We start from the raw sequence: 23,993 nt of genomic DNA on the forward strand, positions 1-23,993 counted from the left end.
GCCCAGGGGCTTCGCTCGGGGTTCCCGGCGTTTCGCTCGAAGCGCCGGAGAAGGCCCGCAACCAGGAGCGCAGGGCCCGCATCAGGGGCGAAGAGGAAGCCGGTGGCGTGGGGGCAGCGAGCCGCGAGCCGTGCGGATCCGCCGCGCCTTCGCTTCCGCGCATTCCGGCCAGCAGTCGGGCGAACCAGCCGGGTCCCTTGGGCGAGGTGGAGGACGTGCCCTGCCCAGCGCGGGTCAGGCCTGCTTCGGGCGAAGCGCCCGTGCCAAAGAGGCGCTGCCACAACCCGGGCCCCGAGCCCGGAGCCCGCTCGCCACCGGAGGCCGAGGCATCCGGGAAGAGGGCTTCGCGCAGGCGGGCGAAGAGGCCCGCGCGGCGCACCGTCATCGCGCCTCCAGACGCCGCGCCGGGCGCTCCCCTGCCCCGCGCCGTCGTGACTTCCGAAGGGTCCTCGGACCGTGCACCGAACGCCTTGCGCAGGCGCGCGAACACCCCCTCACGCCGCACCGTCACGACTTCGGAGTCCTGCCCGGACCGTGCGCTGAACGCCTTGCGCAAGCGCGCGAACAGTCCCTCCCGGCGAGTGACGGGGAGCTCCTTGCCCGCCATGCGCGCCAGCATCCGTTCGGCCTCGGGCGCGAGCGCGGGCACCCCGGGTCCGAACGACTCGCGCGTGGGCGGCGGCAGGGGCGTCAGCACCTGCTGCATGGCCAGGGGAGGCGCGCCCAATCCCTTCACCGCCATCCGCTGCCACCCGGACACGTCCAACCACGTCCCCGGCTCCAACTGTCGGGCTTCCCCCGGCACGTGCAGCCGCGCGGCCCCCGCGAGCACCAGCACGATGGCGCCCGGCGGCGGCGCCAATCGCTCGCGATCCTTCGGGGTGAGCGGCGCGCTGGTGAGCACGCCGGACTCCAGCACCAGGGGCAGTCCCGGCGCGGACTCCACGGCGACCTTGAGGGGCGTCGCCAACCGCAGCAGATAGCCTCCGGACAGCATCCAGACGGAAGCCCCGGGCCTCCAGGCGGCCAGCACGCGGCGGCGGGCCTCGACCACGCCCAGCGCTCCGGAATGGAACCAGAAGGCCGCCGCCACCACCGTCCCCCGGTGCACATGGGCCCGGGGACGCAGGACTCCTGCTCCGGCGCTCACGGCGTGGCCTCCGGGACGGCGCGGTAGAGGACGGTCGCCTCCATCAGGTCCCACACCACCAGCTCGCCCTTCTTCGTCAGCCAGCCGAACACGGGCTGCCCGTGGCTCGCATGCGCCTGCACCACGTCGTCCGTGGCGGCCACCAGCGTCCGGGGCGCGTGCTCCGAGAAGAAATGGAACGTGCGCCGGTCCGGATCCAGCGCGAGCACGCCCGGAGGCGAGGGCGCGGGCGGATGCACCACCCCCACCACCCGGTACGCCGAGGGCACCACGATCTGCGTCACGCCCAGGTCCAGGAACAGCCGCCAGTTCTCTTCCTGATGGCGCACCGCGAGCAGCCCCGCGTCGGGATGGGCTCCGGAAGGCGAGTAGCCGAAGTACGCCTCACCATGCCGGGCGTTGAGCGGCACCATGCGGGTCGGCGTCTCGTCCAGCACCCCGAGCTGCGCGACGTACAGCTTCTCCGACACCTTCTGGGGACGGACCACGTAGACGGGTTTGGACCGGACCTCGGCCAGCGCGGAGACCTCCGCCGCCACGTAGCCGAAAAACGGGCTCCCCCCCGGGCCCGGCGGCGGCAGGTGGACCAGATGATCCTCCGCGGTCTTCATCCAGAGGTGTTCCTGCCCGTTCCCATCCAACCCGCTCACGAGCACCAGGGGCGGCGCGCCCGGAGGAGGATCCGGCCGCTCCTCCTCCTCCAGGGCCTCGTAGCGAACCTTGCGGAACCCCTTCGAGGTACGCACCTGCCCGTGCATCACGTAGTCGTCGCCGTGACGCGCCAGCACCAACAGTCCGCCCGAATACCGCCACCCTGCCGCGATGACGCGCTGGCCTCCGGGGACATGGACGCGCCGGGGCTTGGGCACGGTGGCGCGAGGCGAATGGGGCACCGCCATCGCCGCGACACTGCCGTCCGCGTGGTGCAGCAAGAGGCGCCGACCGTCGCCGGAGAAGGCGAAGCCACGCAGGCCCCGGTCCGCGCGCGTCCACACCGGCGCGGGCCTGGGGCGCTCGAACGGGTTGCGCAAAAGGCGGATGCAGTCATCCGGCGGAGGAAGCTCCAGCACCACCGACCGGGCGACCTGGGCCGCGGGCCGCACGTCCACCGTGAGGCGGTGCGCGCCGGGCTCCAGGGGTTCGGACACCTCGATGCGGGACATGCCTTCCGCGCCCGCGAGCCGTGACAGGCGAGGGGCGCCCACCAGCCACGCATCCCCGGGTGACACATGGAGGTCCAGCGCCACGCGCCACGCGTCCAGGTGGTTCGCCGTGGCGGGTTCGATGGAGCGGGCCTCCAGCCACCTCATGAGCGAGCGCACCTCCAGGCCCGTGTGCGTTTCGGATCCAGGCGAGGACTGGAGCACGCCCCAGGTGAACGCGGCGCCCGCGGCTTCGGCCCGGCGCGCGAGGACGACGAGCAGCGCGAGGTGCGCGATGCGCGGCAGCCCCAGTTGATCCGGTCCCGCGTCCAGCAGCACCACCGTGCGCCGTGCCCCTTGCGGTTGCCGGAACGCGGGCTTGAGGAAGGACAGCTCCCCGAACGCCGCGCGGCGCACCAGCTCGTCGGGAGCCTCCAGCGCCCAAAGCCATTCACTGACGAGCAGCCGTTCGAAGGGCCCTCTGCGGGCAAGCCCGTCATAACCCTGGGGCTCGCCACCCTCGGCCTCGCCGCGAGGCCGCAGCCCGCCCAACGCCGCCGCCAGCCGCGCCACGTGCGGTCCCAGATGGAGCGCGAGGTCGTCCGGGAAGAGGGACAGTTGCGCCGCCCAGGGGCGCAGGATGGGGGGAAGCGCGGTCACGCCACGCCCTCCGGAGGCGCGAGCCACGCCAGCAACGAAGCGCGCACGACCCGCTGGGCCGCGCCCACCGGCACCAGTTGCCCGGAAGCCGGCAGCACGGCGAGCGGCGAATCCCCCTGCCCCGCGAGCAGCGCGCGCTCCAACAGGGACACCGCCACCTCCGGCTCTAGCGCGCACGGCAGCAGGAGCCCGGGGGCGAGCGGATCGCGTCCCAGGTACACCACGCCCTCTACCCACGGTAGCGATTCAGCGTTCCCCAGGAGCACGAGCACATCCGGGCCCGCGACGCCGCTCCAGGTCCCAAGCGTCGCGTCATCCGCCCGTGCTGCCCGTGCGCCCAGTGCACGCGCGACCGAACCCAGGCCGGCGACGGCGACGGGCTCCAGGGGCAGGGCCCTGGGACGCCAGCGCACGGGAAGTCCCGCGACGACGAACTCCGGCTCCGGCGGCGGCCTCATGACGCCCGGCTTTCTCCCAACGACGGGTGGCACCGCGCCAGGAGCAAGGAAATGACCCGCACGGCTGAACCGGCGCGACGCCCGTCAATCACCCCCGCAGTCTAGTCAGCTCCGGCCTATGCCGGATACGGGACCGCGCCGCGCATTGAATCCAGCGCGTCCCCACACCCCACGAAACCCCATGGATCCAGAGACGACGACCTACCCCGAAAGGTAGTTGCCAATCATGAGAACCTGCTAGGTTGCTATTCCCATGAGGAAGCGCCTCGACAGCCTCTTGCTGGGCCTGCTCCTGACGGCCACGGTGGCGACCGCCCAGGAGCGGCAGCCCCTGGTCCGCAACGTCTACCTGTCGGACGATCCACAGCAGGAAGTGCCCCGCATCCACGTGGGCTCGCGCATCGCCACGGTGCTGCGCTTCGACCAGGACGTGGACCCGACGCGGACCGCGTTGCTGGGGTGGGAAGGGCGGTTCGAACCCGTCGTGTCAGGTGGGAAGTCCGTGCTGCTGATGCCGCGTCAGGGCCTGCTGCCCGAGGATGCGCTCCTGCTACGGGTGACGTTGCAGGATGGGACGGAGATCCCCTTCGCACTCACCGCCCCCGAGGACGGACGGGTGGACCAGCAGCTCAATGTCTTTCTCGACAGCGAAAGTCCCGGAGCCGTGCGTTCAAGATTGTCCGACTCACGCGTCCGCGAGCAGCGGTTGCAGGAAGAGAACGAGCGCTTCCGTCAGGAAGAGACGTCCGTGGACCACGCGCTCGCGGCGCTCATGAGTCAAGGCGCCGTGGAGATGACGCCCTTCCGTAAATTCCGTTCGTGGCGGTTCACCTGCGACACCGGAGCCGTGAACATCCTGGGGTACATCCATCCCAGCAAGACGGCTGTCGTGTTCGAGATCACGAATCAGACGGCGAAGACACCCTGGCGCCTGGGGGAAGCCCGGCTGTCGATCAAATCCAATGGAAAGGCCTGGCCCTTCGCTCTGCGGATGACTCAAGCGGAGATCGTCCCAGGCACTTCGGGCAACATCGCGGTCGTCGCCGACCTGAGCACCTTCGACTTCAAGAAGGGCTCCGAAAAACTCGTCCTAGAACTCTTCCGTCACGACGGTCTCAGGGAAGCATTGGTCGTGGTGGAAGAGACAGGCCCGCACAAGTAGACCCTCTCATTCATGGCTCCTCCCCACGTGATTCGCTCCTGCTCCTTGTTGCTGTTGGGCTTCCTCACTGGCTGCGCGACCGCCGCGCCCATTCCGGGTCAGGTCGCCATGCGCTCCGACGGGACCCCAGAGCCTGAAGCCTGCCCGGAGGAAGCCTTGAAGACGATGCGCATCCTGGGGTTGGAGGTGTCCGACGGGGCGACGATGGAGTTCGATGTCAACCAGACGGACACCGGCCCCGTGTACCTGCGCGAGGGCCCCATCGAAAGCGAGCTGAACAACAGCCTGGGGCCGCTGCATCCCGCGACGCTGCTGTACGGCCGCATCTGGACGGGCGGAAATCAGATCGTCATCCGCTACTACGAGGCCAAGCCGCCCGACCGCGAGAGGCTTCCCCTTTGCGCGGTCGCGCGAAGCTCGAAAGGCCAGTTGCGCAAGATGAAGGACTCCAAGCCCGGAATGGCCACCATGGAGTTCTCGGGCGCGGCGGTCTACATCGTCGACGGGTTCCGCTAGCCCCCGTCACGCAGCCAGCGCCCCCACGTCGCCCAGCACCGCCGCGACCTCACCGCGCAGCGCGCGCAACGCGTCCGGCAGTGCCTCCGGCGCGAAGCCCGCGTCCATCTCCCGCGCCACACCCTCCAGCTTGAGCCGCCACGCGGCCAGGCCCTCGGGGTCCTCGGGCCGGGTCTCCAACAGCACCTGCCCCGCCTGAGCGATGCGCTGGGCCCGTGCCAGGGGCCCCGCGCTCGCCTCCAGCGCGGCGGCCGGCAGCGCCGGGTTCTCCGACGCGGAGAGCACGTCGCGCAGCACCTCGCGCGCCAGCGCCTGCGCCTCCTTCGTGGGCACCGCGTAGACGAGCGGCCACAGGTCCGCCACGCCCGGCGTCGCCCGTCCCGCCAGCGCCGCCGCCGCCGCCACCAGCCGCTGCACCTTCACCGCCCGGCGGTCCGACAGCGCGAGGCCCGCGCCGCGCAGCGTCCGCAGCGCCTGCGCCAGGTGCGGCCGCACCGGCCCCAGGTCCGCCCCCCGCGCCACGCCCGTCACCACATCCAGCGCCTCCAACGAAGCCACGCGCGGCACCGCGTCCGTCCACAGCGACGCGCCGCCCGTGAGCAGCTCCTCCAGCCGCGAGTCCGGCACCGGCTCCACGAAGATGCGCGCCAGGAAGCGGTCGGAGAACGCAGCCAGCGCGTCGTCCTCCGGCAGTCCGTTGGAAGCCCCCACGCAGATGCGCAGCGGCACCTGCATGCGCGTGTGCCCGCGCCGGAAGGTGCGCTCGTTGAGCAGTCCCAGCAGCGTGTTGAGGATGGCGGTGGAGCCCAGGAACACCTCGTCCAGGAAGGCCACCTCCGCCTCCGGCAGCATGCCGGACGTCTGCGTCTCCACCACGCCCTCGCGCAGCTTGCGCAGGTCCACCGGCCCGAAGATTTCGGACGGCTCCGTGAAGCGTCCCAGCAGGTATTCGAAGTAGCTGCCGCCCAGCGCGCGCGCCGTCCGGCGCACCGCTTCACTCTTGGCCGTGCCCGGCGGGCCGATGACGAGCAGGTGTTCGCCCGCCACCGCCGACAGCGCCACCAGCTCCACCATCGCCTCGCGCTCCACCAACCCCCGACCCGCGTCGGTGAGGGCGTCGCGCACGGTGGCCGCCGCGACCTCGAATGTACCGGACATGCCCCCAAGCCTAGCCGGCCACCCGCACCCCGCGAAGCCACCCCCTGTGGAACGACACCCGGGCGACCGGGCAGGCCCTGTCCACGTCCCCGCGTCGGCATACAGTGGCGCGATGGAAACGAAGTGGAAGTGGCTGGCGCTGGCGGCGGTGCTGGGCGCGGGGCCAGCGGGAGCGCAAGGGTGGCACGCCTACGCGTCCCTGGGCGCGGGCGTCACCCTGGACCATTTCAGCGACTGGCGCGCCAAGGGCCCCACGTTGCAGGCCTGGCTGGGCGTGGAGACGCCTCCCGGCCTGTCCCTGGGCGCCGTCTTCGAAACGACCCAGACCTGGGGCCAGCAGTTCGCGCAGGCCCAGAACCCGTCCCAGATGAGCCGCGTGCAGTTGGACTACACCGCCGTGGGCATCGAGGCCCGCCTGCGCTTCCTCGGCGACAAGCCGGTGACGCCGTGGCTGGGCGCGCGGCTGGCGAAGAGCTGGGCGAAGCCCTTCACCCCCAACAGCCTGGGTGAGCTGCGCCGCGAGGACTTCGACGTCACCAGCATGGCCTTCCGCGTGGGCCTGGACGGCTGGTTCGGCGACCACTGGGGCATCTCCATCGCCACCGCCCTCCAGTTCTGCGACCTCAAGTTCACCAAGGATGCGGACAACAGCACCTGCGCCAAGCCGCTCCAGAGCATCACCGCCGGACCCGTGCTGCGCTTTTGAGCGGGTACAGTGCGCGCCCATGAACGCGCCGCCCCCCGTCCCCACGTCAGGTCCCCGCTGGCTGTACCTGCACGGCTTCGCCTCCGGCCCCGCCTCCACCAAGGGCGTCTGGTTGGACGCGCACTGGGCGAAGCAGGGCATCCCCCTGGAGCGTCTCAACCTGCGCGTGCCGTCCATGGAACACCTGAGCCTGAACGCCATGCTCGCCACCGTGCGCGACGCGCTGGGAGCACCGCACGAGAGGGCCGTGCTCATCGGCTCCAGCCTGGGTGGGCTCGTCGCCGCGCGCACCGCGGAACGGGAGCCCCGCGTGGGAGCGCTGGTGCTGCTCGCGCCCGCGTTCCACTTCGTGGAGCAGCTCCAGCGCCGCATGGGGGCGGAGGGCTGGTCCCAGTGGCAGCGCGAGGGCTTCCTCGAAACGGACGACCACGCGGAGAAGCGCCGCACGCGCGTGCACCACGGCATCGTGGAGGAGGCCCAGGCGATGGACGCTGCCCGGGGCGTCTGGCCCGACGTTCGAGTGCCCACGCTCATCGTCCACGGGCGCCGGGACGACACCTGCGACGTGCGCTACTCGCGCGAGTGGGCCCAGGGCAAACGCCACGTCCGGCTGGTGGAGGTGGACGACGGCCATGAGCTGACCGCTTCCCTGGAGCGCATCGCGAAGGAGGCGGATGCCTTCCTCGCGCCATGGAGAGGTGGGGAGGACACCCGGCAGGTGTTCACTGCCAACGGACCGGCGCGCGACTGAAGCCCCGCCGCGCTTGCGTTCCGGAGGCCCCGGCTAATGTGGCGGCCATGAACCGCGAATACCACCGTTGGTACAGCCAGCGGCTGAACCGGGACATGGATGTGCTGCTGTATGGGCACTCGGGCGAGCCCATCATCCTGGTCCCCACCAGCAAGGGCCGCTTCTACCAGGCCGAGGACTTCGGCCTCATCAGCGCCTTGTCGGACTGCATCTCCGCGGGCCGCTACGTCGTGGTGTGCGTGGACTCGGTGGATGAGGAGTCCTGGTACAACAAGGACGTCGCCCCGGCCGTGCGCGTGGCCCGCCATGCCCAGTGGGAGGACTACCTCGTCAACGAAGTGGTCCCGCTCGTGCGCGGGCGCGCCTCCGGAGGCCGTCTCACGCTCGCCGGGTGCAGCCTGGGCGGGTTCCACACGTACAACGTGGGCCTGCGCCACCCGCACGTCTTCCAGCGCCTCATCTCCATGGGCGGCAAGTTCGAGACGGAGGACTTCCTGGACGGCCACCACGACGAACAGGTGTACTTCCACACCGCGCCCCAGTGGCTGCCCGGCCTGCATGACACCGGGCGCCTGAACGCCCTGCGCCGCGTGGAGATGACCCTGGCCGTGGGCGAGCACGACTTCTGCCGCCCCTCCAACGAGCACCTGTCCAAGCTGCTCTGGCAGAAGGACATCCGCAACGACCTGTCCATCTGGAACGGCGGCACCCACGACTGGCCCGTGTGGCGGCAGATGATCCGCCAGTACCTGCCGGCCTGAAGCACCGCCGCCCGCGAAGCGGCCCCCGCGACTATTGCTCCAGGGGCCGCAGCGTGCCCGCGCTCACGCGCCAGAAGCGCCAGAGCACGGCCAGCGCCACGAAGATGAGGCCCGCGCACAGGCCCCACCAGATGCCCAGCACGCCCATGCCCAGGCCGAAGCTCAGGAGCAGCGTCAGGGGCAGGCCCACCGCGTAGTGGCCCACGATGTTCGCCAGGAAGGTGAAGCGCGTGTGGCCCGCGCCGCGCAGCACGCCCGCGCCCACGCCCTGCACGCCGTCGAACACCTGGAAGATGGCGCTCACCATGAGCAGCGGCAGTAGCAGCGGCAGCACCTCCGGCGGAGCACCCGCCAGCCGCGCCAGCCCCTCCGGGAAGAGCGCGAACACCAGCCCGCTCAGCGACATCACCACCGCGCCGGTGGCGAAGGCCATCAGCCCGCTTCGCCGGGCCTGCGGCGTGTCATGCGCGCCCACCGCCCAGCCCACCCGCACGCTGCCCGCGTTGCCGATGCCCAGCGCCATGGTGAAGGTGAGGCTCGCGAAGGAGATGGCGATCTGATGCGCGCCCACGCTCGCAGGCCCCAACCGCGCGGCCAGCACGCCCGCCAGCGCGAAGACACCCACCTCCGCCGCGATGTGCAGACCAATGGGCAGACCCACCCGGAACGCGCGCAGTTGGTCCGCGAGCGCAGGCTTCAGGGACGGCCTGCCCGGCACGGGAATCCCAGCCACCGCCCGCGCCACGATGAGCACCTCCAGCGCCGTGCACAAGAGCGTGGACAGCGCCGCGCCCGCCGCGCCCATCGCCGGCACGTGCGTGAGGGGCCCTGCCCACGTGGGCAGCGACGCGCCGCCGAAGACGAACAGCGGCACCATCAGGAGGTTCAGGATGTTGGCCACCACGGTGGACACCACCAGCGGCCGGGGAGTCCCGATGGCCTGGAGGTACGCACGCACCGTGAGGAAGATGAGCATCAGCGGCAGGCTGGGCGCGCGGAAGTGCAGGAAGGCACGCACCTGGACGATCTGCTCCTCGGCCACGCCCACCCACGGCAATCCGGCCGGCACGGTGATGAGCACCGCCCACAGCACCAGCCCCACGAACGCGGACAGCCAGATGCCCTGCCAGAGCACGTCGCGCGCGCGCAGCGGATTGCGAGCGCCAATGGCCTGCGACACCAGCGGGTCCACGCCCATCATCAGCCCCATGCCGAAGCTGCTGACGGCGAAGAACAGGCTGTGGCTCAGGCCCACCGCCGCCAGCGCGGACGTGCCGGCCCGGCCGACGATGAGCGTGTCCACGAGCCCCATGAGCGACTGGCCCGCCTGCGCGATGCACAGGGGCAGGGCCAGCCCGAGCAGGGCGCGCAACTCCCCCCGGTTCCTGACCGAGTGGGACGACGACACGGACGGCTCGGGGGCATCGGGCGGCATGGCGGGCCTATAGCCTCTTCGGGAGGGGATTGCGCTGCCCGAACGATGGACGCGCCTCCCCTCCCCGCCTGACCGCCCCTCTACGTCAGGGGTTGACGACCTTGGGGAAGCGCGTCGTGACCAGCGGCGTCTGGAGGCTGTTCACCTTCGCCACGCGCACGCCCGCGTCGCTGATGGCATACACGTAGTCGTCCGCCATCACGCTGCGGCGCACGTCCGGCGTGTAGTACCAGCTCCAGTCCGGCGTCTGCACCCGCTGGAACATGTCCGTCATGCTCACCGCGCCCACCGGGGAGATGCCAGCGGCCAGGTCCACGCGGAACACGCGCAGCTCCGTGCGGAAGCTGTTCCAATAGTCATCGCCGTAGTAGCCCCGGGGCGCGTAGTCCGTGAAGGGGATGGCGACCAGGCCCTTGGCCGGGAAGTAGTTGAAGGCCTTGTGCTCGTAGAGGGCTTCGCTCCAGCCGTAGGCGGTGCCGACCAGTTGCGTGAAGGCCTCCTTCGGGTTCGCCATGTCGCTGACGTCGAAGAGCGACAGCTTCAGCGAACGCTCCCCGCAGCAGCCGCCGTTCGCGTCGGTGTGCACGCCCATCGTCAGCAGGTGGTTCTCGCCTACCGGGTGCAGGTACGTGGAGAAGCCGGGCACCTTCAGCTCACCCACCTTGTGCGGGTTCGCCGGGTCGGTCAGGTCGAAGGTGAAGAGCGGATCCACCTGGAGGAACGTGACGATGTAGCCCCGCGAGCCCACGAAGCGCGCGCTGTAGATGCGCTCGCCTTCGGCCAGGTCCGCGCTGCGGCCCAGCTCCTTCAGCCGTCCGTCCTTCACGCCCATCGTCGTCACGCGGCTCGCCGTCGTCGTGCGGCCCCACCACCAGTCCTCATGCTCCTCCTCGGGCAGGCGCGTGGTCACCGTGGTGGCCAGCCGCAGCACGTCTTTGTATTCATCCAGGGCGAACTGGTTGACGGGCACGCCCTCCACCGTGCCGGAGCCCGCGTACACCGCGCGGCCCGGCTGACGGGTGTCGAACTTGTGCACGTAGGTGAAGTCCTTCTGCCCCGGCTCCGGCCACCACCAGTAATGCGAGTGCGTCAGGTAGAGCGAATCCTTCGACGCGTACACCGTGCCCGGCTCCGCCACCAGGCTGGTGCGCCCCGGCGCCGCCGACTGCGCGTCCAGGTCCAGCGAGGCCACCGTCACGAAGCCCAGCGCGGACGGCGCGTTGCTCCGGTAGAAGTCACCGCACGACACCGGCAGCGACGTCGACACGCCCGCCGCGTCCACGTGCTTGCCCGCGGGCAGCCACTCGGCCAGCGTGTTCTCGCGGATGAGCTTCTCGTTGAGCGCGATCCGCTCGTCGATGGCCTTCTCCAGCTTGTCCTCGTCCCTGGCGAGCTCCTCCGTGTAGTTCACCCAGGACTGCACGCCCTCCGGCCAGCGGAAGGTGTCCGACAGCACGAGGCGCACGGAGCTGTCCACGCGGCGCGCCTGCGTGAAGACGCCCGGCATGTACACCTGATCCACCACCGTGGGGTTCGCCACGTCCGACACGTCCACCGTCGTGACCTTGGTGCTGTCGCCACCGTAGTAGCCACAACTGAAGCCGAAGCCGGCGCAGTCGATCATCGGCGTCGGCGCGCCGTCGCCCACGTAGTAGCCCCCGCTGGACGGCTTGCCCGGCAGGCCCAGGCGCACCTGCGAGACGATGACCAGCCGCTGGTGCTCATCCAGCAGCATCTCCCGGGGCCAGCCCTCCACTTGCAGCGAGCCCGCCAGCGTCAACTGCTCCGCGGGCCACGAGCGGTGCGCGTAGAGGCGGTTGCCCGACAACACGAAGATGCGCGTGCCGTCGTTCTGCACGAAGTCCGACTCGTGCACGCCCTCCACCTGGTTGTTCGTGCCGGTGCTGTCCTTCGGGCCCTGGGAAGGCGACGGGCTGCCACCGCCCGACGAGGCGTCCCCTTCGGCCATGGGAGGAGGGTTGCCCATGTCGACGCCGCGGTTGCGACCGAACCGCTCCCAGAAGCCAGGTTTCTGCTGCTCCAGGGTCGCGCGCATCTGCTTGGACGCGGTGTCCTCGATGTACTTCTCCAGGTCCTCGCACGCGGCGAACTCCTCCAGCCGCAGCGACTGCTGCACGGGCTCATTGCCCACCGGGGCCGCCTTGTCGCCGCCGCACCCCACCACCAGCAGCGTGAGTCCCACTCCTCCGAAACGCGTCCAATGCATGCTTGGGTCCCTCCCTCGAAAGCTTCGCGGGGCGTGGTGCATTGCCACGCCCGTGCCAGGGCGGAATCCCTGGCGCGAACCTGCGATTGCGAGGGTTTGCGGGGCCAGCCCGGGCCCGTGCCGCTCTCAGAAACCTGAGGCGCGCACGGTGCCCGCGGTGGGAAAACCGAGGGTCTGGGGCATGAAGCGCACGAAGCGCTGCTGAAGCTGCGCGTCCATCCCCTCCAGCTTGAGGCCCATGCCCGTCTGGGAACGGAAGGCGCCGCCCGGACCGGGCGGGTTGGACCACGCCACCACCGCCTGCGCCTCGCACGGGGTGCGCTGGCCGGCCATCACCAGGCGCAGCGACAGCCGGGCGCCTTCGCGCGCGGGCGTGAGCGTGCGCACGAAGAGGCCCTGGGGGCTGGCGTCATGGCTGAAGCCGCTGAGCGTGGGCCCGCCCGGGGTGGAGAACTCCACCACCGTGAAGAAGGGCACGCGCTCCGCGGCCCTGAGCGGCACGGTGGACGGAGACAGGCGCGCGAGCACCCGCCCCAAGAGCTCGTCCGCGCCAAGCTGCCGCTTCTCCAAGAGCGGCGCGCCGCACAGCTCCTGCGCCCGCGCGAGCACGTCCTGCGACTCCTCCACCCGCGACATCAGCACCAGCGGCTTGCGCGGGTACAGCTCCCGCAGGCGCGTGGCCAGGGCCAGGGCCTCACGGGGCAGCCGCGACACGTCCACGACGAAGCCGTCCAGCCGCTCCCCATGGGCCACCGCCTGCGCGCCCGCGTCCTCCAGGTCCTTCGCGTAGAGCACGTGCAGCCCCTCGTGCTCCAGCGCTCCGCCCAGGAAGGTGTGCAGGAAGCGGCCGCCCTCCACCAGCAGCACGCCGCGCCCGCGCGGAGGGCCCGTCCAGGCGCGCTCCCGGGCCAGCCGCACCGCAGCCACCTTCGCCGCCAGCGCCTCCTGGCACACCGGCTTGGGCAGGAAGTCGTCCGCGCCCGCGCGCCCGCAGTGCATCACCTCATGGGGCTCGTCCGCGGCGGTGAACATCACCACCGGCACGTTGCGTCCGGCCGCGTGCGCCTTCACCGCCCGGCACGCCTCGTCCCCCTGGAGCTTCTCCAGATGCAGGTCCATCAGGATGAGCGCCGGCACCCGCTGCTGGAGCTCCGCGAGGCACGCCTCCGCCCCCTCCAGCCCCACCACGTCGCAGCTCATGCGCGACAGGTGCAGCCGAATCACGTCCCGCGCCGTCCGCGAGTCATCCACCACGAAGACCAGGTCTCTCGGACGCGGAGAAATTCCGGGGTTCATCATGACTCCCGGAGATAGGCGGACTCCGGGAAAGTCACCATGCACCCCGCGCGTCAACGTGCGCTGGTGGACGCCTTTTCCGCGTGGCGTGGGACATCAGCCCCGGGGTTCCGCGCGACCGGACAGAAGCTTCGTGAGCTGGCGGGCAATCTGGGCGCACTGCGCGGCGTCTCCCGCGGCCAGCGCGTCCTTGCCGCCCACCAGGAGCTGCTGCACGGTGCCCACGGCGGTGTCGGCTTCCGGGCTGGGGTTCTCCTTGGCGCTCTTCTGGAGCAGGCGGGCCAGCTTCTCCCCGCGCTCCAGCAGCTTGCGGAAGGTCTCCTCCGCCTTGCGCGCGTCCACCACGCCCTGGGCCTGGGCGTAGTTCATCTGCTCCTGGCCCAGCTTCTCCGCCTCGCCCTGCGGCAGGCTCGCGCGGGCCTCCAGGCGCACCACCTCCATGTTGCCGGAGGTGAGGTCGGTGGCCTTCACGGACAGCGTGCCTTCGCCGGACAATTCGAAGACGACCTCCAGGGGCGTCTCCCCGCGCGCGGCGACGTGCAGGTTCTTGAGGACCACCTCGCCCAGCTTGTGGTTCTCGTCCTGGAACTCGCTCTCCCCCTGGTACACGGGGATGCGCGCCTCGGCCTGGCCGGAGGTGCCCGGGAAGAAGATGTCGCGCGCCACCACCGGCACGCCCGTGTTGCGGGGGATGAGGCGCTTCACGCGTCCGCCCATCACGCCCACACCCAGGCTCTGGCTGGCCACGTCCAACAGCAGCGCCTGCCCGGACTGCCGCAGCAGCTCATCCGCCTGCACCGCGGCGCCCAGCGCCACGGCTTCGTCCGGGTGCACGTCCGTGGACGGCGCGCGGCCGAAGAAGTCCGCCACCAGCCGGCGCACCAGCGGCACGCGCGTCATGCCGCCCACCAGCAGCACCACGTCCACCGAGCGCGGATCCATCTTCGCCTCGGCCATCACGCTCTTGCAGACCTCCAGGCACCGGCGCGACAGGGGCTCGGAGAGGGTCTCGAAGAAGGAGCGCGTGAGTGCGGTGTTGATTTCGGTGAAGCGCTTCACGCCCGCGGTGTGGTCGCCCAGGCCGGTGACAAAGATGCTGGCCTCGTCCCTTTCGGTGAGCTCGCGCTTGGCGGCCTCCGCCGCGACCTTCAGGCGGCGCAGCGACTGCGCGTCCTTGGAGACAGCGTCCTGGAAGTCATCCTCCACCTGGGCCAGCAGCCACTGGACGATGCGCTGATCGAAGTCCTCGCCCCCGAGCGCGTGGTCGCCGCCGGTGGCCTTCACCTCGAAGACGCCCGCCTTCACGTCCAGGATGGACACGTCGAAGGTGCCGCCGCCCAGGTCGAACACCAGCGCGCTGCCTTCGAAGCCTCGCGACAGGCCGTACGCCAGCGCCGCCGCGGTGGGCTCGTTGACCAGCCGCACCACCTCCAGCCCCGCGATGCTCGCCGCCTCACGCGTGGCCTGGCGCTGGTTGTCGTCGAAGTTGGCGGGAACCGTGATGACGCACTTGCGCACGTCGCGCCCGAAGTGGGCCTGCGCGTCCAGGCGCAGCTCGCCCAGGATGAAGGCGGAGATCTGCGTGGTGGGCAGCACCCGGCCCGCCAGCTTCACGCGCACGTCGCCTGAAGGGCCAGCCACCAGGGGGTAGGGCACCATCGTCTTCGCCTGCTGCACCAACTCCGGCGTGTACCGGCGGCCCAGGAAGCGCTTGGTGGCCCACACCACCGCGTCAGGTTGTTCCTCCGCCAGGGCCTGGGCGGGTTGCCCCACCACGCGGTCGCCCGCCCGGGTGAGCCCCACCACGGAGGGCGTGAGGCGGCCTCCCGCGCGCGAGGGGATGAGCCGCGGACGTCCGTCTTCCACGGTCGCCACGACGCTGTTGGTGGTGCCCAGGTCGATGCCGATGACGGGTTCTTGCATGGGGCGAGGAGCCGCACGCTACGGGCCCACCCCCCATTCCGCCAAGCCCTCTTGCTACCTGGGCGTCACCTTGCGAGCGCTGACCCGCCTTTCGGGGCGACACCGACGTTCAATGAATGAGACCCCGCAGGCGCCCTTGCGGCCACCGGGACCCGGAAGGTCGGCAGGATTGCCGTGGGGGACGCCCCATGCTAAGGGCGCCAGCGTCATGGTGAACGTCTCCATCGCCCGCCGCTACGCCCGCGCCATCCTCGACGTCGCAGCGGAAGGCAACCGCACCGACCTCGTCGCGGAGCAGCTCAACGCCTTCGCCGACGTGGTCGGGCACAGCCCCGAACTGTCGGACGTGCTGCTCAACCCCGCCTACAGCCGCGCCCAGCGCAGCGACGTGGTGGAGGCCGTCCTCAAGGCGCTGCCCTCCCCCGCCGACCCCGCGCTCGCCAACGCGCTGCGGCTGCTGGTGGACCGCAACCGCCTGGGCTACCTGCCCGACATCGCCCGGCTCTACCGCGACATGGCGGATGCCCGCGCGGGCCGCGTCCGGGGTCAGGTCACCAGCGCGGTGCCCCTGTCCGCCGACGCCGTCAGCCAGCTTCAGCAGTCGCTCCAGCAGCTCACCCAGCGCAACGTCGTGCTGGAGACCCGCGTGGACCCCTCCCTGCTCGGCGGCGTGTCCGCCCAGGTGGGCGGCACCCTCTACGACGGCACCCTGCGCTCCCAGATGGAGCAGATGCGCCGCGCGCTGAAGTAAGCCCGCCTTCCTGCCTCCAACGGCCAACGTCCCAGGTTGGCCGTGTTGTCCCGTAGTCCTAGTCAAACCCGTATTTCCCGCCGGCCCTGGGAATGGGTATACTTCTCGTCAACGCGGACAAGCCCGCGTTTTCCGAGACGACCCGCCCATGCCGCAGCCCGTGTTCCACCGACTTCCTGGAGCCCTTCCGTCCTCAGGGGTTCCCGAGGAGTCCTGGCCCTTCCTGACCGCGTTGCTGAACGCGCCGGGTTGGGGGGTGGCGCTGGTGGGCGCGGACTCCCGCCTCCTCTGGATGAACGACCTGCTGGCGTCGCTGTGCGGCCGGCCGGCGGCGCACTCCGTGGGGCGACTCCTGACGGAAGCGTGGCCGGGGCTCGCGCCGTCGCTGGCGCCGTTGGTGGGCCGGGCGCAGTCAGGCGAGCGCGTGGCGGAGGAGCTGGTGTCGGGGCGCTTCGGCGAGGTGGGCACGCTGCGCCACCTGACAGTGAGCGCGATGCCGGCGGCTCCGGCGTCGGCGGGTGTGCTGGTGCTGCTGCGCGACAACTCGGCGCGCCTGCGCGAGGAGGCGGCGCTGCGCGCGAGCGAGGAGCACATGCGCAGCATCGTGGAGATCTCCTGTGACGGGTACTTCTTCCACGACCGCGGGCAGTTCCTGGACATCAGCCCGGGGCTGGCGCGGCTCCTGGGGCACTACGAGACGGCGGAGTTGATCGGCCGCAACGTCATCGAATGCGTGGCCCCGGAGTTCCGCGTCCCCGCGCGCGACGCGATGGAGCGCGGCGTGGAGGCCCCCTATGAGGTGGCCATCGTCCACCGCGACGGCCGGCGCATCCCCGTGGAGGTGATGGGTCGTCCGGCCACCTTCCAGGGCCGCGCGGTGCGGCTCGCCGCGGTGTGGGACGTCAGCAGCCGCAAGTCCGCCGAGGAGCGCCTGGCGCGCATGGAGCACTTCCGCGAGCAGTTCCTGGGCGTGGTGGGCCAGGACCTCAAGGCGCAGCTCCAGCCCCTCCAGCGCGACGTGCTCGCCCTCCAACACGCTGCGCAGATGCCGGAGGCCCTGACGGAGCAGGTAGGGCGGGTAGGCCAGGGCGTGCGCCGGGTGGAGCGGATGATCCACCAGTTGCTGGACTTCACCCGCGCCCGGCTGTCCGGGGGCCTGCCGCTGCAAGCCACGTCCGTGCACCTGGGGCAGTTGGCGGAGCAGGTGATGGCGGACCGGCGCCAGGCCCACCCCACCCGGGAGCTGCGCCTGACGGCCGCGGGCGACCTGAGGGGCACCTGGGACGGGGGGCGGCTCACCCAGTTGATGGATACGCTCGTGGGCAATGCCCTGTACCACGGCCCCGTGACGTCGACGGTGGCGCTCCTGCTCCAGGGCAGCTCGGAGGGCGTCACCCTCCAGGTGCACGACCCGGGCTGCCGGGTGTCGCCGGAGAACCACGCCACCCTCTTCGAGCCCTTCCGGCGCTGCCCGCCAGCCAACGGCGGCGGCGGCGGCGGGGACACGGACGGCCTGGGGCTGTCGCTCTACATCGCCCGACAGATTGCCCTGGCCCACGGGGGCCGCATCTCCGTGGAGTCGGGGGCGACGGACGGCACCCGCTTCATCGTGTGGCTGCCCCGGACGGGCGGTTCCCAGCAGTCCGGCTCCTGAAGCCGCCCGTCGTCCCAGCCGCCGGGCGACCGGGCGCGCGAGCCCGCGAGTCGCCCGCCAGGACAGGTGGGGTCCAGGGGGCCGGATTCCCACGTGTTCCAACGACTGGAACGGGGTCCGGCCGGGTCCGCTAACATCCGCGATAACGGGGTGGCCGGGACGGCGATGCGACGGGTGGCGTGCGCGTTGCGATGGGGGCTGGGAGCGTGATAGGGGGCCACCCGGTACATCAAGATTCGTGGCGGCCCTCCCCGTTTCCGGCCGCCCCCTCCGCAAGGACGCAAGACGCTCATGGAAATCCGCGCCGACGAGATCAGCAGAATCATCCGGGAGCAGATCAAGGACTACGGCAAGAAGGTCACCGTCGCCGAGACCGGCACCGTGCTGTCCGTGGGCGACGGTATCGCCCGCGTGTACGGCCTGGAGGGTGCGCTGGCGGGTGAGTTGGTGGAGTTCGCCAACGGCGTGCAGGGCCTGGTCCTCAACCTGGAAGAGGACAACGTCGGTATCGCCATCATGGGTGAGTTCAAGGACATCCGTGAAGGCGACGTGGTGAAGCGCACCGGGCAGATCGCCTCCGTGCCGGTGGGCAAGGCCCTGCTGGGCCGCGTGGTGAACGCCCTGGGCGTTCCGGTGGACGGCAAGGGCCCCATCGAGGCCACCGAGCACCGCCGCCTGGAAGTGAAGGCGCCCGGCATCGTGCAGCGCAAGTCCGTGCACGAGCCCCTGCAGACGGGCATCAAGGCGCTGGACGCGCTGGTGCCGGTGGGCCGCGGTCAGCGCGAGCTCATCATCGGTGACCGCCAGACGGGCAAGACGGCCGTCGCCATCGACGCCATCATCAGCCAGAAGGGCCTGGGCGTTTACTGCGTCTACGTCGCCATCGGGCAGAAGCAGTCCACCGTCGCGCAGGTGGTGGAGAAGCTGACCCGCCACGGCGCCATGGAGTACACGACGGTCGTCGCGGCGAACGCGTCCGACCCGGCGCCCATGCAGTACTTCGCCCCGTACGCGGGCGTCGCCATCGGCGAGTACTACCGCGACAACAAGATGCACGGCCTCATCGTGTACGACGACCTGTCCAAGCAGGCCGTGGCGTACCGCCAGCTCTCCCTGCTCCTGCGCCGCCCGCCGGGCCGCGAGGCGTACCCGGGCGACGTGTTCTACATCCACAGCCGCCTGCTGGAGCGCGCCGCGAAGCTGTCCGACGAGGAGGGCGCGGGCTCCCTCACGGCGCTGCCCATCATCGAGACGCAGGCCGGTGACTTGTCCGCCTACATCCCGACGAACGTCATCTCCATCACCGACGGGCAGATCTTCCTGGAGACGGACCTCTTCAACTCCGGCGTCCGCCCGGCCATCAACGTCGGTCTCTCCGTGTCGCGCGTCGGTTCCGCGGCGCAGATCAAGGCGATGAAGCAGGTCGCCGGCTCCATGAAGCTGGAGCTCGCGCAGTACCGCGAGCTGGCCGCCTTCTCCCAGTTCGGCTCCGACCTGGACAAGGCGACGCAGGAGACGCTGGCGCGCGGCGCCCGCATGGTGGAGCTGCTCAAGCAGGGCCAGTACGAGCCCCTGTCCGTCGAGCGTCAGGTCATCCAGATCTACGCGGCGACGAACAAGGACGACGCGGGCAAGCGCGGGTGGATCCGCCAGGTGCCCGTGACGGACGTGGTCCGCTGGATGAAGGAGATGCTGGAGTTCGTGGACGGCAAGTACCCGAACATCGTCCAGGACCTCGTCGCCAAGCGCGAGCTGACCGGCGACATCAAGGCGGCCATCAACAAGGCGCTCACCGAGTTCAACGACATGTTCCAGCCGACCGCTGGCGCCAAGGTCTAGCTTCAAGCTTCTCGCGCCCCACGCGCGGTGCAGTGCGAACGGCCCCGCCCTCCCCTCACGGGGAGGCGGGGCTTTTCGTTTGCCCCGCCGAGGCTCCGGAGCCCCGGACGTCCCGGGGCCCGGCGCTACGGCCCTTCAGCGCAGCCGGGGCAGGATGGCGCGCAGGCTCTTGTCCACGCCGCCGCGCACGCCCAGGCGCTCCACCGCCGCGCGCTCGTAGGGCAGCACGTTGGCGCGCTCCACCAGTTGCACGTGCGCGCCCAGCGCGGCGGGCATCGCCAGGTCCAGCTCGTAGATGTCGCCCGCGACCAGCGTGGACTCCGGGCCCGTGTGGGTGGCGTCCCAGATGCGCTTGAGCGCGGCGAAGTAGCGCCCGCGCCGCAGGTACACCGGCCGGCCCAGCACGCCGTCCAGCTTCAGCGCTTCGGGCAGCGCGTCGAAGCGCGCGTCCCTGGGCTCCGCGTCCTCCAGCGTGAACTTGCGCGCGTCGCCGAACACCGTCAGCCGCTCGCGGCCCTTCGGCGCCAGCCGGGTGAGCTTCGCCTCCACCAGCTCCGTGTGCGCGTTGGTCACCACGTTGATGGGCAGGCCCGTGGCGAGCAGCGCCTCCAGCACCTCCTTCGCCTCTTCCTTGAAGGCCGTGGCCGAGTGCCGGTACGCGTCGCGGTACAGCGTCTGCACCGTGTCCGTGCGCGCGGCCTCGTCCTGCCCCCGGCCGAAGCGCTGGAGCAGCCGGTGCGCGGTGCACGTGGCCGTCAGGTACGGATCCGCGGTGGCCGGCGCCACGATGCGGCCCCCGACCTCCCAGCCGTACTGGTCCACGCCCTCATGCAGCGCGGCCACTTCCTCGTCCCAGGCGGCCGTCGCGTCCTGCCCCAGCACCCGGTACAGCGCCTGCTGGAAGTGCGTCAGGAAGGGCGCGCCCTCCGCCAGCACATCCGTGAAGGTCCCATCGAAATCCAGCACTACGCACGCAATCGCCATCCACCTGTCCTTGAAACACGGCCGTGAAGGAAAACCCCGAATGACGCCCCGTCGGCGGCCGCGAATCAAGCCCCCTCCCCTGCTCCAGGGCGGGGATGCGTGCCAACTCCCGGAAAGCCGGCTCGTACCGGGGTCGGGTGGTCCAGGGCCCCTGCCACTCCCACCCTACAACCTCCCGCGGGGGAGGGGGGCTCCGCGCCCATGTCCGAGCCGACCGGCACCTTTCTGGGGGAGTCCACGCCCGTGCGGCACGAATGGCTGCGCACGGTGCTGCAACTGCTGCCCGTGGGGGTGATCATCGTGGACACGGCCGGACGCCTGCTCGCGGCCAACGCCGCCGCGAGCGCGCTGTGGGGCACCCGCGCCCTGGAGGAGATGGGCCTGGAGCGCTACGGCCTCTTCGAAGCGTACTGGCCCAGCAACGGCCGACGGCTGCGCGGGGAGGAGTGGGCCACGGCGCGCACGCTGCGCACGCGCAAGACCATCTCCAACGAGGAGGTGGACATCGTCGCCAGCGGCGGCGCGCGGCGCACCATCCTCAACTCCTCCGCGCCCCTCTACACGGAGGCCGGCGACATGCTGGGCGCGGTGAACGTCAACGTGGACATCACCGAGCGCAAGGCCACCGAGCGCGCGGAGTTCTTCGTCAGCGAGGCAAGCCGCCTGCTGGCCGAATCCCTGGACTGGGAGACGACGCTCCGGGCCGTGGCGCGACTGGCCACGCTGGAGTGGGCGGACTACTGCATGGTGGACGTGCTGGACACCGACGGCGCCCTGCACCGGCTGGCCGCCACCGCGAAGGATCCGCGCAAGCAGGCCCTCCTTGATCAGCTCATGCCCTTCCCGCCGGAGTCCGGCACGGACACGCCGCTCGCCCGCGTGTTCGCGCAGGGCAGGCCCGTGCTCGTGTCCGACATCTCCGGCGAGTTCCTGGACCTGCTGGCGCGCTCGCCCGAACACCGGCGCGTGATGGAGGAGTTGGAGCCGCGCTCCACCATGCTGCTGCCCCTGGCGGTGGGCGAGCGCCGCTTCGGCCTCATCAACCTGGTCTCCGCGTCCCCCGCGCGCCGCTACACCCGGCGCGACCTGGCGTACGCCACGGAGTTCGCGCGCCGGGCCGCGCTGGCGGTGGAGAGCGCCCGGCTGTACCGCGAGGCCCGAAGCGCCCTGCGCGAGCGCGACGCCACCGCCGCGCTGCTGGAGGCCTTCTTCGCCGCGTCGCCCGTGGGCATGGGCTTCGTGAACACGAGCCTGCGCTACATGCGGGTCAACAGCGTCGTCGCGGAGAACAACGGCATCCCGCTGGAGAAGCACCTGGGCCGCACGCCCCGCGAGCTGATGGGTGAAGCGGGCGCGCCCATCGAGGACCTGCTGGGCCGGGTGCTGGCGACGGAAGTCGCCGTGATGGACGACCCGGTGGAGTACGTCGCCGGCCCGGAGCCTCGCACCTTCCTGGCCACGTACTTCCCCGTGCGCTCCGGCATGGAGCTGCTGGGCGTGGGCGGCATCGTGCGCGAGGTCACCGAACAGCGCCGCATGGAGAAGCACCTGCGCTTCCTCACGGACGCGACCACGCGGCTGGCCACGTCGCTGGACTGGCGCACCACGGTGCGCAACGTGGCGGAGCTGGTGGTGGCTCAGCTTGCGGACTACTGCCTGGTGGACATGCTGGCCGAGGACGGCGAGCACCTGGAGCGCGTGGAGCGCCAGGCCCGGGAGGAGGTCCTCCAGGACCAGTTGGAGCGGTCCATGGCGTTCGCGCCCCCGCCCGGCGCCAACACGACGCTGCGCCGGGTGCTGGAGACGGGCCGCTCGGAGCTGGTGGCCGAGGTGGACGACTCCGCGATGCAGGGCTTCGCGCTCAACGACGAGCACCGGGACATCCTGGAGAAGTTGAAGCCGCGCTCGGTGATGATCGTTCCGCTGATGGCGCGCGGGCGCACGCTGGGCCTCATCAGCGCCGCGTCGTGTTCACCCACGCGGCGCTTCAGCACGCGCGACCTGGCGTCGCTGGAGGACCTGGCGTGGCGCGCCGCGCTCGCGGTGGACAACGCGCGGCTGTACCGGCAAGCGGAGCAGGCCGTCGCCGCGCGCGACGAGTTCGTGGCGGTGGCGACGCATGAGCTGCGCACGCCGCTGTCCGCGCTGCACCTGCAGCTCGCCTCCCTCCAGCGCACGCTGGAAAAGCAGCCGTCGGAGGAAGCCGAGCGGCTGGGTCAGGGACTCGCGGGGGCCCTGCGGCAGGCGGACCGGCTGACGCGGCTGGTGGCGCACCTGTTCGACGTGGCGCGGCTGGGCACCGGGCAGATGGCGCTGGAATTGGGCGCGGTGGAGCTGTCCTCGCTGGTGCACGGGCTGGTGGCGCGCATGGAGGAGGCGCTGGCCACCGCGGGCTGCGTGGCGGTGGTGCACGCGGACGCGCCCGTGGTGGCGATGGCGGACCGGCCCCGCGTGGAGCAGGTGCTGATGAACCTGCTCACCAACGCGATGAAGTACGCCCCGGGCCTCCCGGTGGAGCTGCACGTGGAGCGCGACGGAGACCGGGCCCTCATCGTCGTGCGGGACTGGGGCCCCGGCATCCCCCCCGAGGCGCGCGAGCACATCTTCGAGCGCTTCGCCCGGGCCACCGGCAAGCACGCGCGCGCCAGCATGGGCCTGGGCCTCTACATCTCCCGCCAGCTCGCCCGCGCGCACGGCGGCGACCTCTCCGTGGAGCCACCGACGGATGGCGGACCGGGCTCGCGCTTCGTGCTGCACCTGCCCCGGTGGAAGAAACCGTCCTGAGCGGCCCCGGGCCGAAGCGGACAGGGGGTGTCGCACGGTGCCCACCTTGCCGCCCACCCCGGGGACACCATTACCCTTGGGGGCATGGACGACGTCCGGACCGAAGCAGCGCGTGGACGCTGGCGGTGGCTGCCCTGGGGGCTGCTGGCCGTCGGGGTGACGGTGGCCTCCGGGGGCGCGTGGCTGGGCTCGCGCTCGCTCCAGGCGCTGGAGGCCCGGAGCGCGCAACTGGAGCGCGAGGCCACCGAGTCCGAAGCCCACGTCGCGCAATTGCAGACGCTGCGGCAGGCCATGGAGCGCCGGCTGCGCGCGCTGGAGCGCCAGCAGCAGACCGCGGAGTGGGGCAGCGCCGCGGCCCGACTCCAGGCCCGGAACGCGGAGGAGCAGCACACGCGGCGCGAGGCGGCGCTCGCGACGCTGGGCTCGGCGCTGAAGGACGCGCTCGCCGCGGGAGACGTGACGCTGGACCTGGAGGACGACGCGCTGCGCATGGAGGTGTCCGAGCGGCTCCTCTTCTCGCCCGCCAGCACGCAGCTCACGCCCGAGGGAGCCCGCCTGTTGAAGCAGTCCGCGAGCGTGTTCCAGGGCGCGCTTGGCGACCACCGCGTGGCGGTGGAGGCCCACACGGACGAGGTG

General features: G+C 71.3%; 18 protein-coding genes and 1 pseudogene. 10 read left to right on the forward strand and 9 right to left on the reverse strand.

Annotation, left to right across the window (positions count from 1 at the left end):
• The 3 genes from D7V88_RS20190 to D7V88_RS20200 all read right to left on the reverse strand — a co-directional run.
• The coding region (locus D7V88_RS20190; protein WP_279636056.1) for a bpX6 domain-containing protein at positions 1–1,150 on the reverse strand (1,150 nt) is incomplete at its 3' end.
• Entirely contained in the window at positions 1,147–2,952 is a 1,806-nt protein-coding gene (locus D7V88_RS20195; protein ID WP_120542284.1) for a hypothetical protein, read from the reverse strand. The genes D7V88_RS20190 and D7V88_RS20195, both read right to left, overlap by 4 nt.
• Complete coding sequence (locus D7V88_RS20200; protein WP_120542285.1) at positions 2,949–3,410, reverse strand: bpX5 domain-containing protein; 462 nt, start codon at positions 3,408–3,410, stop codon at positions 2,949–2,951. The genes D7V88_RS20195 and D7V88_RS20200 overlap by 4 nt, the downstream gene beginning before the upstream one ends.
• Positions 3,411–3,663: 253 nt before the next feature.
• Here D7V88_RS20200 and D7V88_RS20205 point away from each other — a divergent pair, with 253 nt between their 5' ends.
• Together D7V88_RS20205 and D7V88_RS20210 are read left to right on the forward strand one after the other, a co-directional pair.
• A complete protein-coding gene (locus tag D7V88_RS20205) occupies positions 3,664–4,572 on the forward strand; it encodes a DUF2381 family protein (protein ID WP_120542286.1) in 909 nt (302 codons plus the stop codon).
• A gap of 12 nt (positions 4,573–4,584) precedes the next feature.
• Positions 4,585–5,088, forward strand: a complete 504-nt coding sequence (locus tag D7V88_RS20210) for a serine/threonine protein kinase (protein ID WP_120542287.1) — start codon at positions 4,585–4,587, stop codon at positions 5,086–5,088.
• A gap of 6 nt (positions 5,089–5,094) precedes the next feature.
• Here D7V88_RS20210 and D7V88_RS20215 read toward each other — a convergent pair whose 3' ends face one another.
• Positions 5,095–6,246, reverse strand: coding sequence for an AAA family ATPase (locus D7V88_RS20215; protein ID WP_120542288.1), 1,152 nt, complete (start codon positions 6,244–6,246; stop codon positions 5,095–5,097).
• 112 nt (positions 6,247–6,358) lie between these two features.
• Here D7V88_RS20215 and D7V88_RS20220 point away from each other — a divergent pair, with 112 nt between their 5' ends.
• Genes D7V88_RS20220 through D7V88_RS20230 form a run of 3 tightly spaced genes read left to right on the forward strand, consistent with a single transcriptional unit; the run spans position 6,359 to position 8,464 of the window.
• Positions 6,359–6,952, forward strand: coding sequence for a hypothetical protein (locus tag D7V88_RS20220; protein WP_120542289.1), 594 nt, complete (start codon positions 6,359–6,361; stop codon positions 6,950–6,952).
• Positions 6,953–6,971: 19 nt separating this feature from the next.
• On the forward strand, positions 6,972–7,703 hold the full coding sequence (locus tag D7V88_RS20225; protein WP_120542290.1) for a YqiA/YcfP family alpha/beta fold hydrolase: 732 nt from the start codon (positions 6,972–6,974) through the stop codon (positions 7,701–7,703).
• 47 nt (positions 7,704–7,750) lie between these two features.
• Positions 7,751–8,464, forward strand: coding sequence for an esterase family protein (locus D7V88_RS20230; RefSeq protein WP_120542291.1), 714 nt, complete (start codon positions 7,751–7,753; stop codon positions 8,462–8,464).
• 31 nt (positions 8,465–8,495) lie between these two features.
• On the opposite strand, the gene D7V88_RS20235 is transcribed toward D7V88_RS20230, so the two are convergent.
• The 4 genes from D7V88_RS20235 to D7V88_RS20250 form a co-directional block, all read right to left on the reverse strand.
• The gene (locus tag D7V88_RS20235) at positions 8,496–9,899 is read right to left on the reverse strand and encodes an MATE family efflux transporter (protein WP_120542292.1); all 1,404 of its coding nucleotides are present in this window, start codon (positions 9,897–9,899) and stop codon (positions 8,496–8,498) included.
• A gap of 85 nt (positions 9,900–9,984) precedes the next feature.
• Positions 9,985–12,126 carry a beta-propeller domain-containing protein gene (locus D7V88_RS20240; protein WP_120542293.1) on the reverse strand — a complete coding sequence of 714 codons (2,142 nt, stop codon included), beginning with the start codon at positions 12,124–12,126 and terminating at the stop codon, positions 9,985–9,987.
• Between the two features lie 126 nt (positions 12,127–12,252).
• Complete coding sequence (locus tag D7V88_RS20245; protein ID WP_244238271.1) at positions 12,253–13,425, reverse strand: TIGR02266 family protein; 1,173 nt, start codon at positions 13,423–13,425, stop codon at positions 12,253–12,255.
• A gap of 93 nt (positions 13,426–13,518) precedes the next feature.
• Positions 13,519–15,345 (reverse strand): Hsp70 family protein, encoded by a 1,827-nt coding sequence (locus tag D7V88_RS20250; protein WP_120542294.1) that lies wholly within the window; start codon positions 15,343–15,345, stop codon positions 13,519–13,521.
• A 208-nt stretch (positions 15,346–15,553) separates the two neighbouring features.
• On the opposite strand from D7V88_RS20250, the gene atpH reads away from it, so the two are divergent.
• The 3 genes from atpH (at position 15,554) to atpA (ending at position 19,589) form a co-directional block, all read left to right on the forward strand.
• A complete protein-coding gene (atpH, locus tag D7V88_RS20255) occupies positions 15,554–16,096 on the forward strand; it encodes an ATP synthase F1 subunit delta (protein ID WP_120542295.1) in 543 nt (180 codons plus the stop codon).
• 148 nt (positions 16,097–16,244) lie between these two features.
• The gene (locus tag D7V88_RS20260; protein WP_120542296.1) at positions 16,245–17,750 is read left to right on the forward strand and encodes a PAS domain-containing sensor histidine kinase; all 1,506 of its coding nucleotides are present in this window, start codon (positions 16,245–16,247) and stop codon (positions 17,748–17,750) included.
• Positions 17,751–18,041: 291 nt separating this feature from the next.
• Entirely contained in the window at positions 18,042–19,589 is a 1,548-nt protein-coding gene (gene atpA, locus D7V88_RS20265; protein ID WP_120542297.1) for a F0F1 ATP synthase subunit alpha, read from the forward strand.
• A 135-nt stretch (positions 19,590–19,724) separates the two neighbouring features.
• On the opposite strand, the gene D7V88_RS20270 is transcribed toward atpA, so the two are convergent.
• Positions 19,725–20,573 (reverse strand): HAD family hydrolase, encoded by an 849-nt coding sequence (locus D7V88_RS20270; protein ID WP_120542298.1) that lies wholly within the window; start codon positions 20,571–20,573, stop codon positions 19,725–19,727.
• A gap of 201 nt (positions 20,574–20,774) precedes the next feature.
• On the opposite strand from D7V88_RS20270, the gene D7V88_RS20275 reads away from it, so the two are divergent.
• Both D7V88_RS20275 and D7V88_RS44520 read left to right on the forward strand, forming a co-directional pair.
• The gene (locus tag D7V88_RS20275) at positions 20,775–23,357 is read left to right on the forward strand and encodes a GAF domain-containing protein (protein ID WP_120542299.1); all 2,583 of its coding nucleotides are present in this window, start codon (positions 20,775–20,777) and stop codon (positions 23,355–23,357) included.
• Positions 23,358–23,441: 84 nt separating this feature from the next.
• Positions 23,442–23,993, forward strand: a pseudogene (locus D7V88_RS44520) (OmpA family protein); the annotation flags it as partial.

It is taken from the genome of Corallococcus terminator (genome assembly GCF_003611635.1).
Classification (GTDB): domain Bacteria; phylum Myxococcota; class Myxococcia; order Myxococcales; family Myxococcaceae; genus Corallococcus; species Corallococcus terminator.

Bases quoted from the DNA above. Each gene is read 5' to 3' on its own strand.
- D7V88_RS20200 (WP_120542285.1), bottom strand. From the start codon at position 3,410: ATGAGGCCGCCGCCGGAGCCGGAGTTCGTCGTCGCGGGACTTCCCGTG.
- D7V88_RS20205 (WP_120542286.1), top strand. From the start codon at position 3,664: ATGAGGAAGCGCCTCGACAGCCTCTTGCTGGGCCTGCTCCTGACGGCC.
- D7V88_RS20210 (WP_120542287.1), top strand. From the start codon at position 4,585: ATGGCTCCTCCCCACGTGATTCGCTCCTGCTCCTTGTTGCTGTTGGGC.
- D7V88_RS20215 (WP_120542288.1), bottom strand. From the start codon at position 6,246: ATGTCCGGTACATTCGAGGTCGCGGCGGCCACCGTGCGCGACGCCCTC.
- D7V88_RS20220 (WP_120542289.1), top strand. From the start codon at position 6,359: ATGGAAACGAAGTGGAAGTGGCTGGCGCTGGCGGCGGTGCTGGGCGCG.
- D7V88_RS20225 (WP_120542290.1), top strand. From the start codon at position 6,972: ATGAACGCGCCGCCCCCCGTCCCCACGTCAGGTCCCCGCTGGCTGTAC.
- D7V88_RS20230 (WP_120542291.1), top strand. From the start codon at position 7,751: ATGAACCGCGAATACCACCGTTGGTACAGCCAGCGGCTGAACCGGGAC.
- D7V88_RS20235 (WP_120542292.1), bottom strand. From the start codon at position 9,899: ATGCCGCCCGATGCCCCCGAGCCGTCCGTGTCGTCGTCCCACTCGGTC.
- D7V88_RS20240 (WP_120542293.1), bottom strand. From the start codon at position 12,126: ATGCATTGGACGCGTTTCGGAGGAGTGGGACTCACGCTGCTGGTGGTG.
- D7V88_RS20245 (WP_244238271.1), bottom strand. From the start codon at position 13,425: ATGATGAACCCCGGAATTTCTCCGCGTCCGAGAGACCTGGTCTTCGTG.
- D7V88_RS20250 (WP_120542294.1), bottom strand. From the start codon at position 15,345: ATGCAAGAACCCGTCATCGGCATCGACCTGGGCACCACCAACAGCGTC.
- atpH (WP_120542295.1), top strand. From the start codon at position 15,554: ATGGTGAACGTCTCCATCGCCCGCCGCTACGCCCGCGCCATCCTCGAC.
- D7V88_RS20260 (WP_120542296.1), top strand. From the start codon at position 16,245: ATGCCGCAGCCCGTGTTCCACCGACTTCCTGGAGCCCTTCCGTCCTCA.
- atpA (WP_120542297.1), top strand. From the start codon at position 18,042: ATGGAAATCCGCGCCGACGAGATCAGCAGAATCATCCGGGAGCAGATC.
- D7V88_RS20270 (WP_120542298.1), bottom strand. From the start codon at position 20,573: ATGGCGATTGCGTGCGTAGTGCTGGATTTCGATGGGACCTTCACGGAT.
- D7V88_RS20275 (WP_120542299.1), top strand. From the start codon at position 20,775: ATGTCCGAGCCGACCGGCACCTTTCTGGGGGAGTCCACGCCCGTGCGG.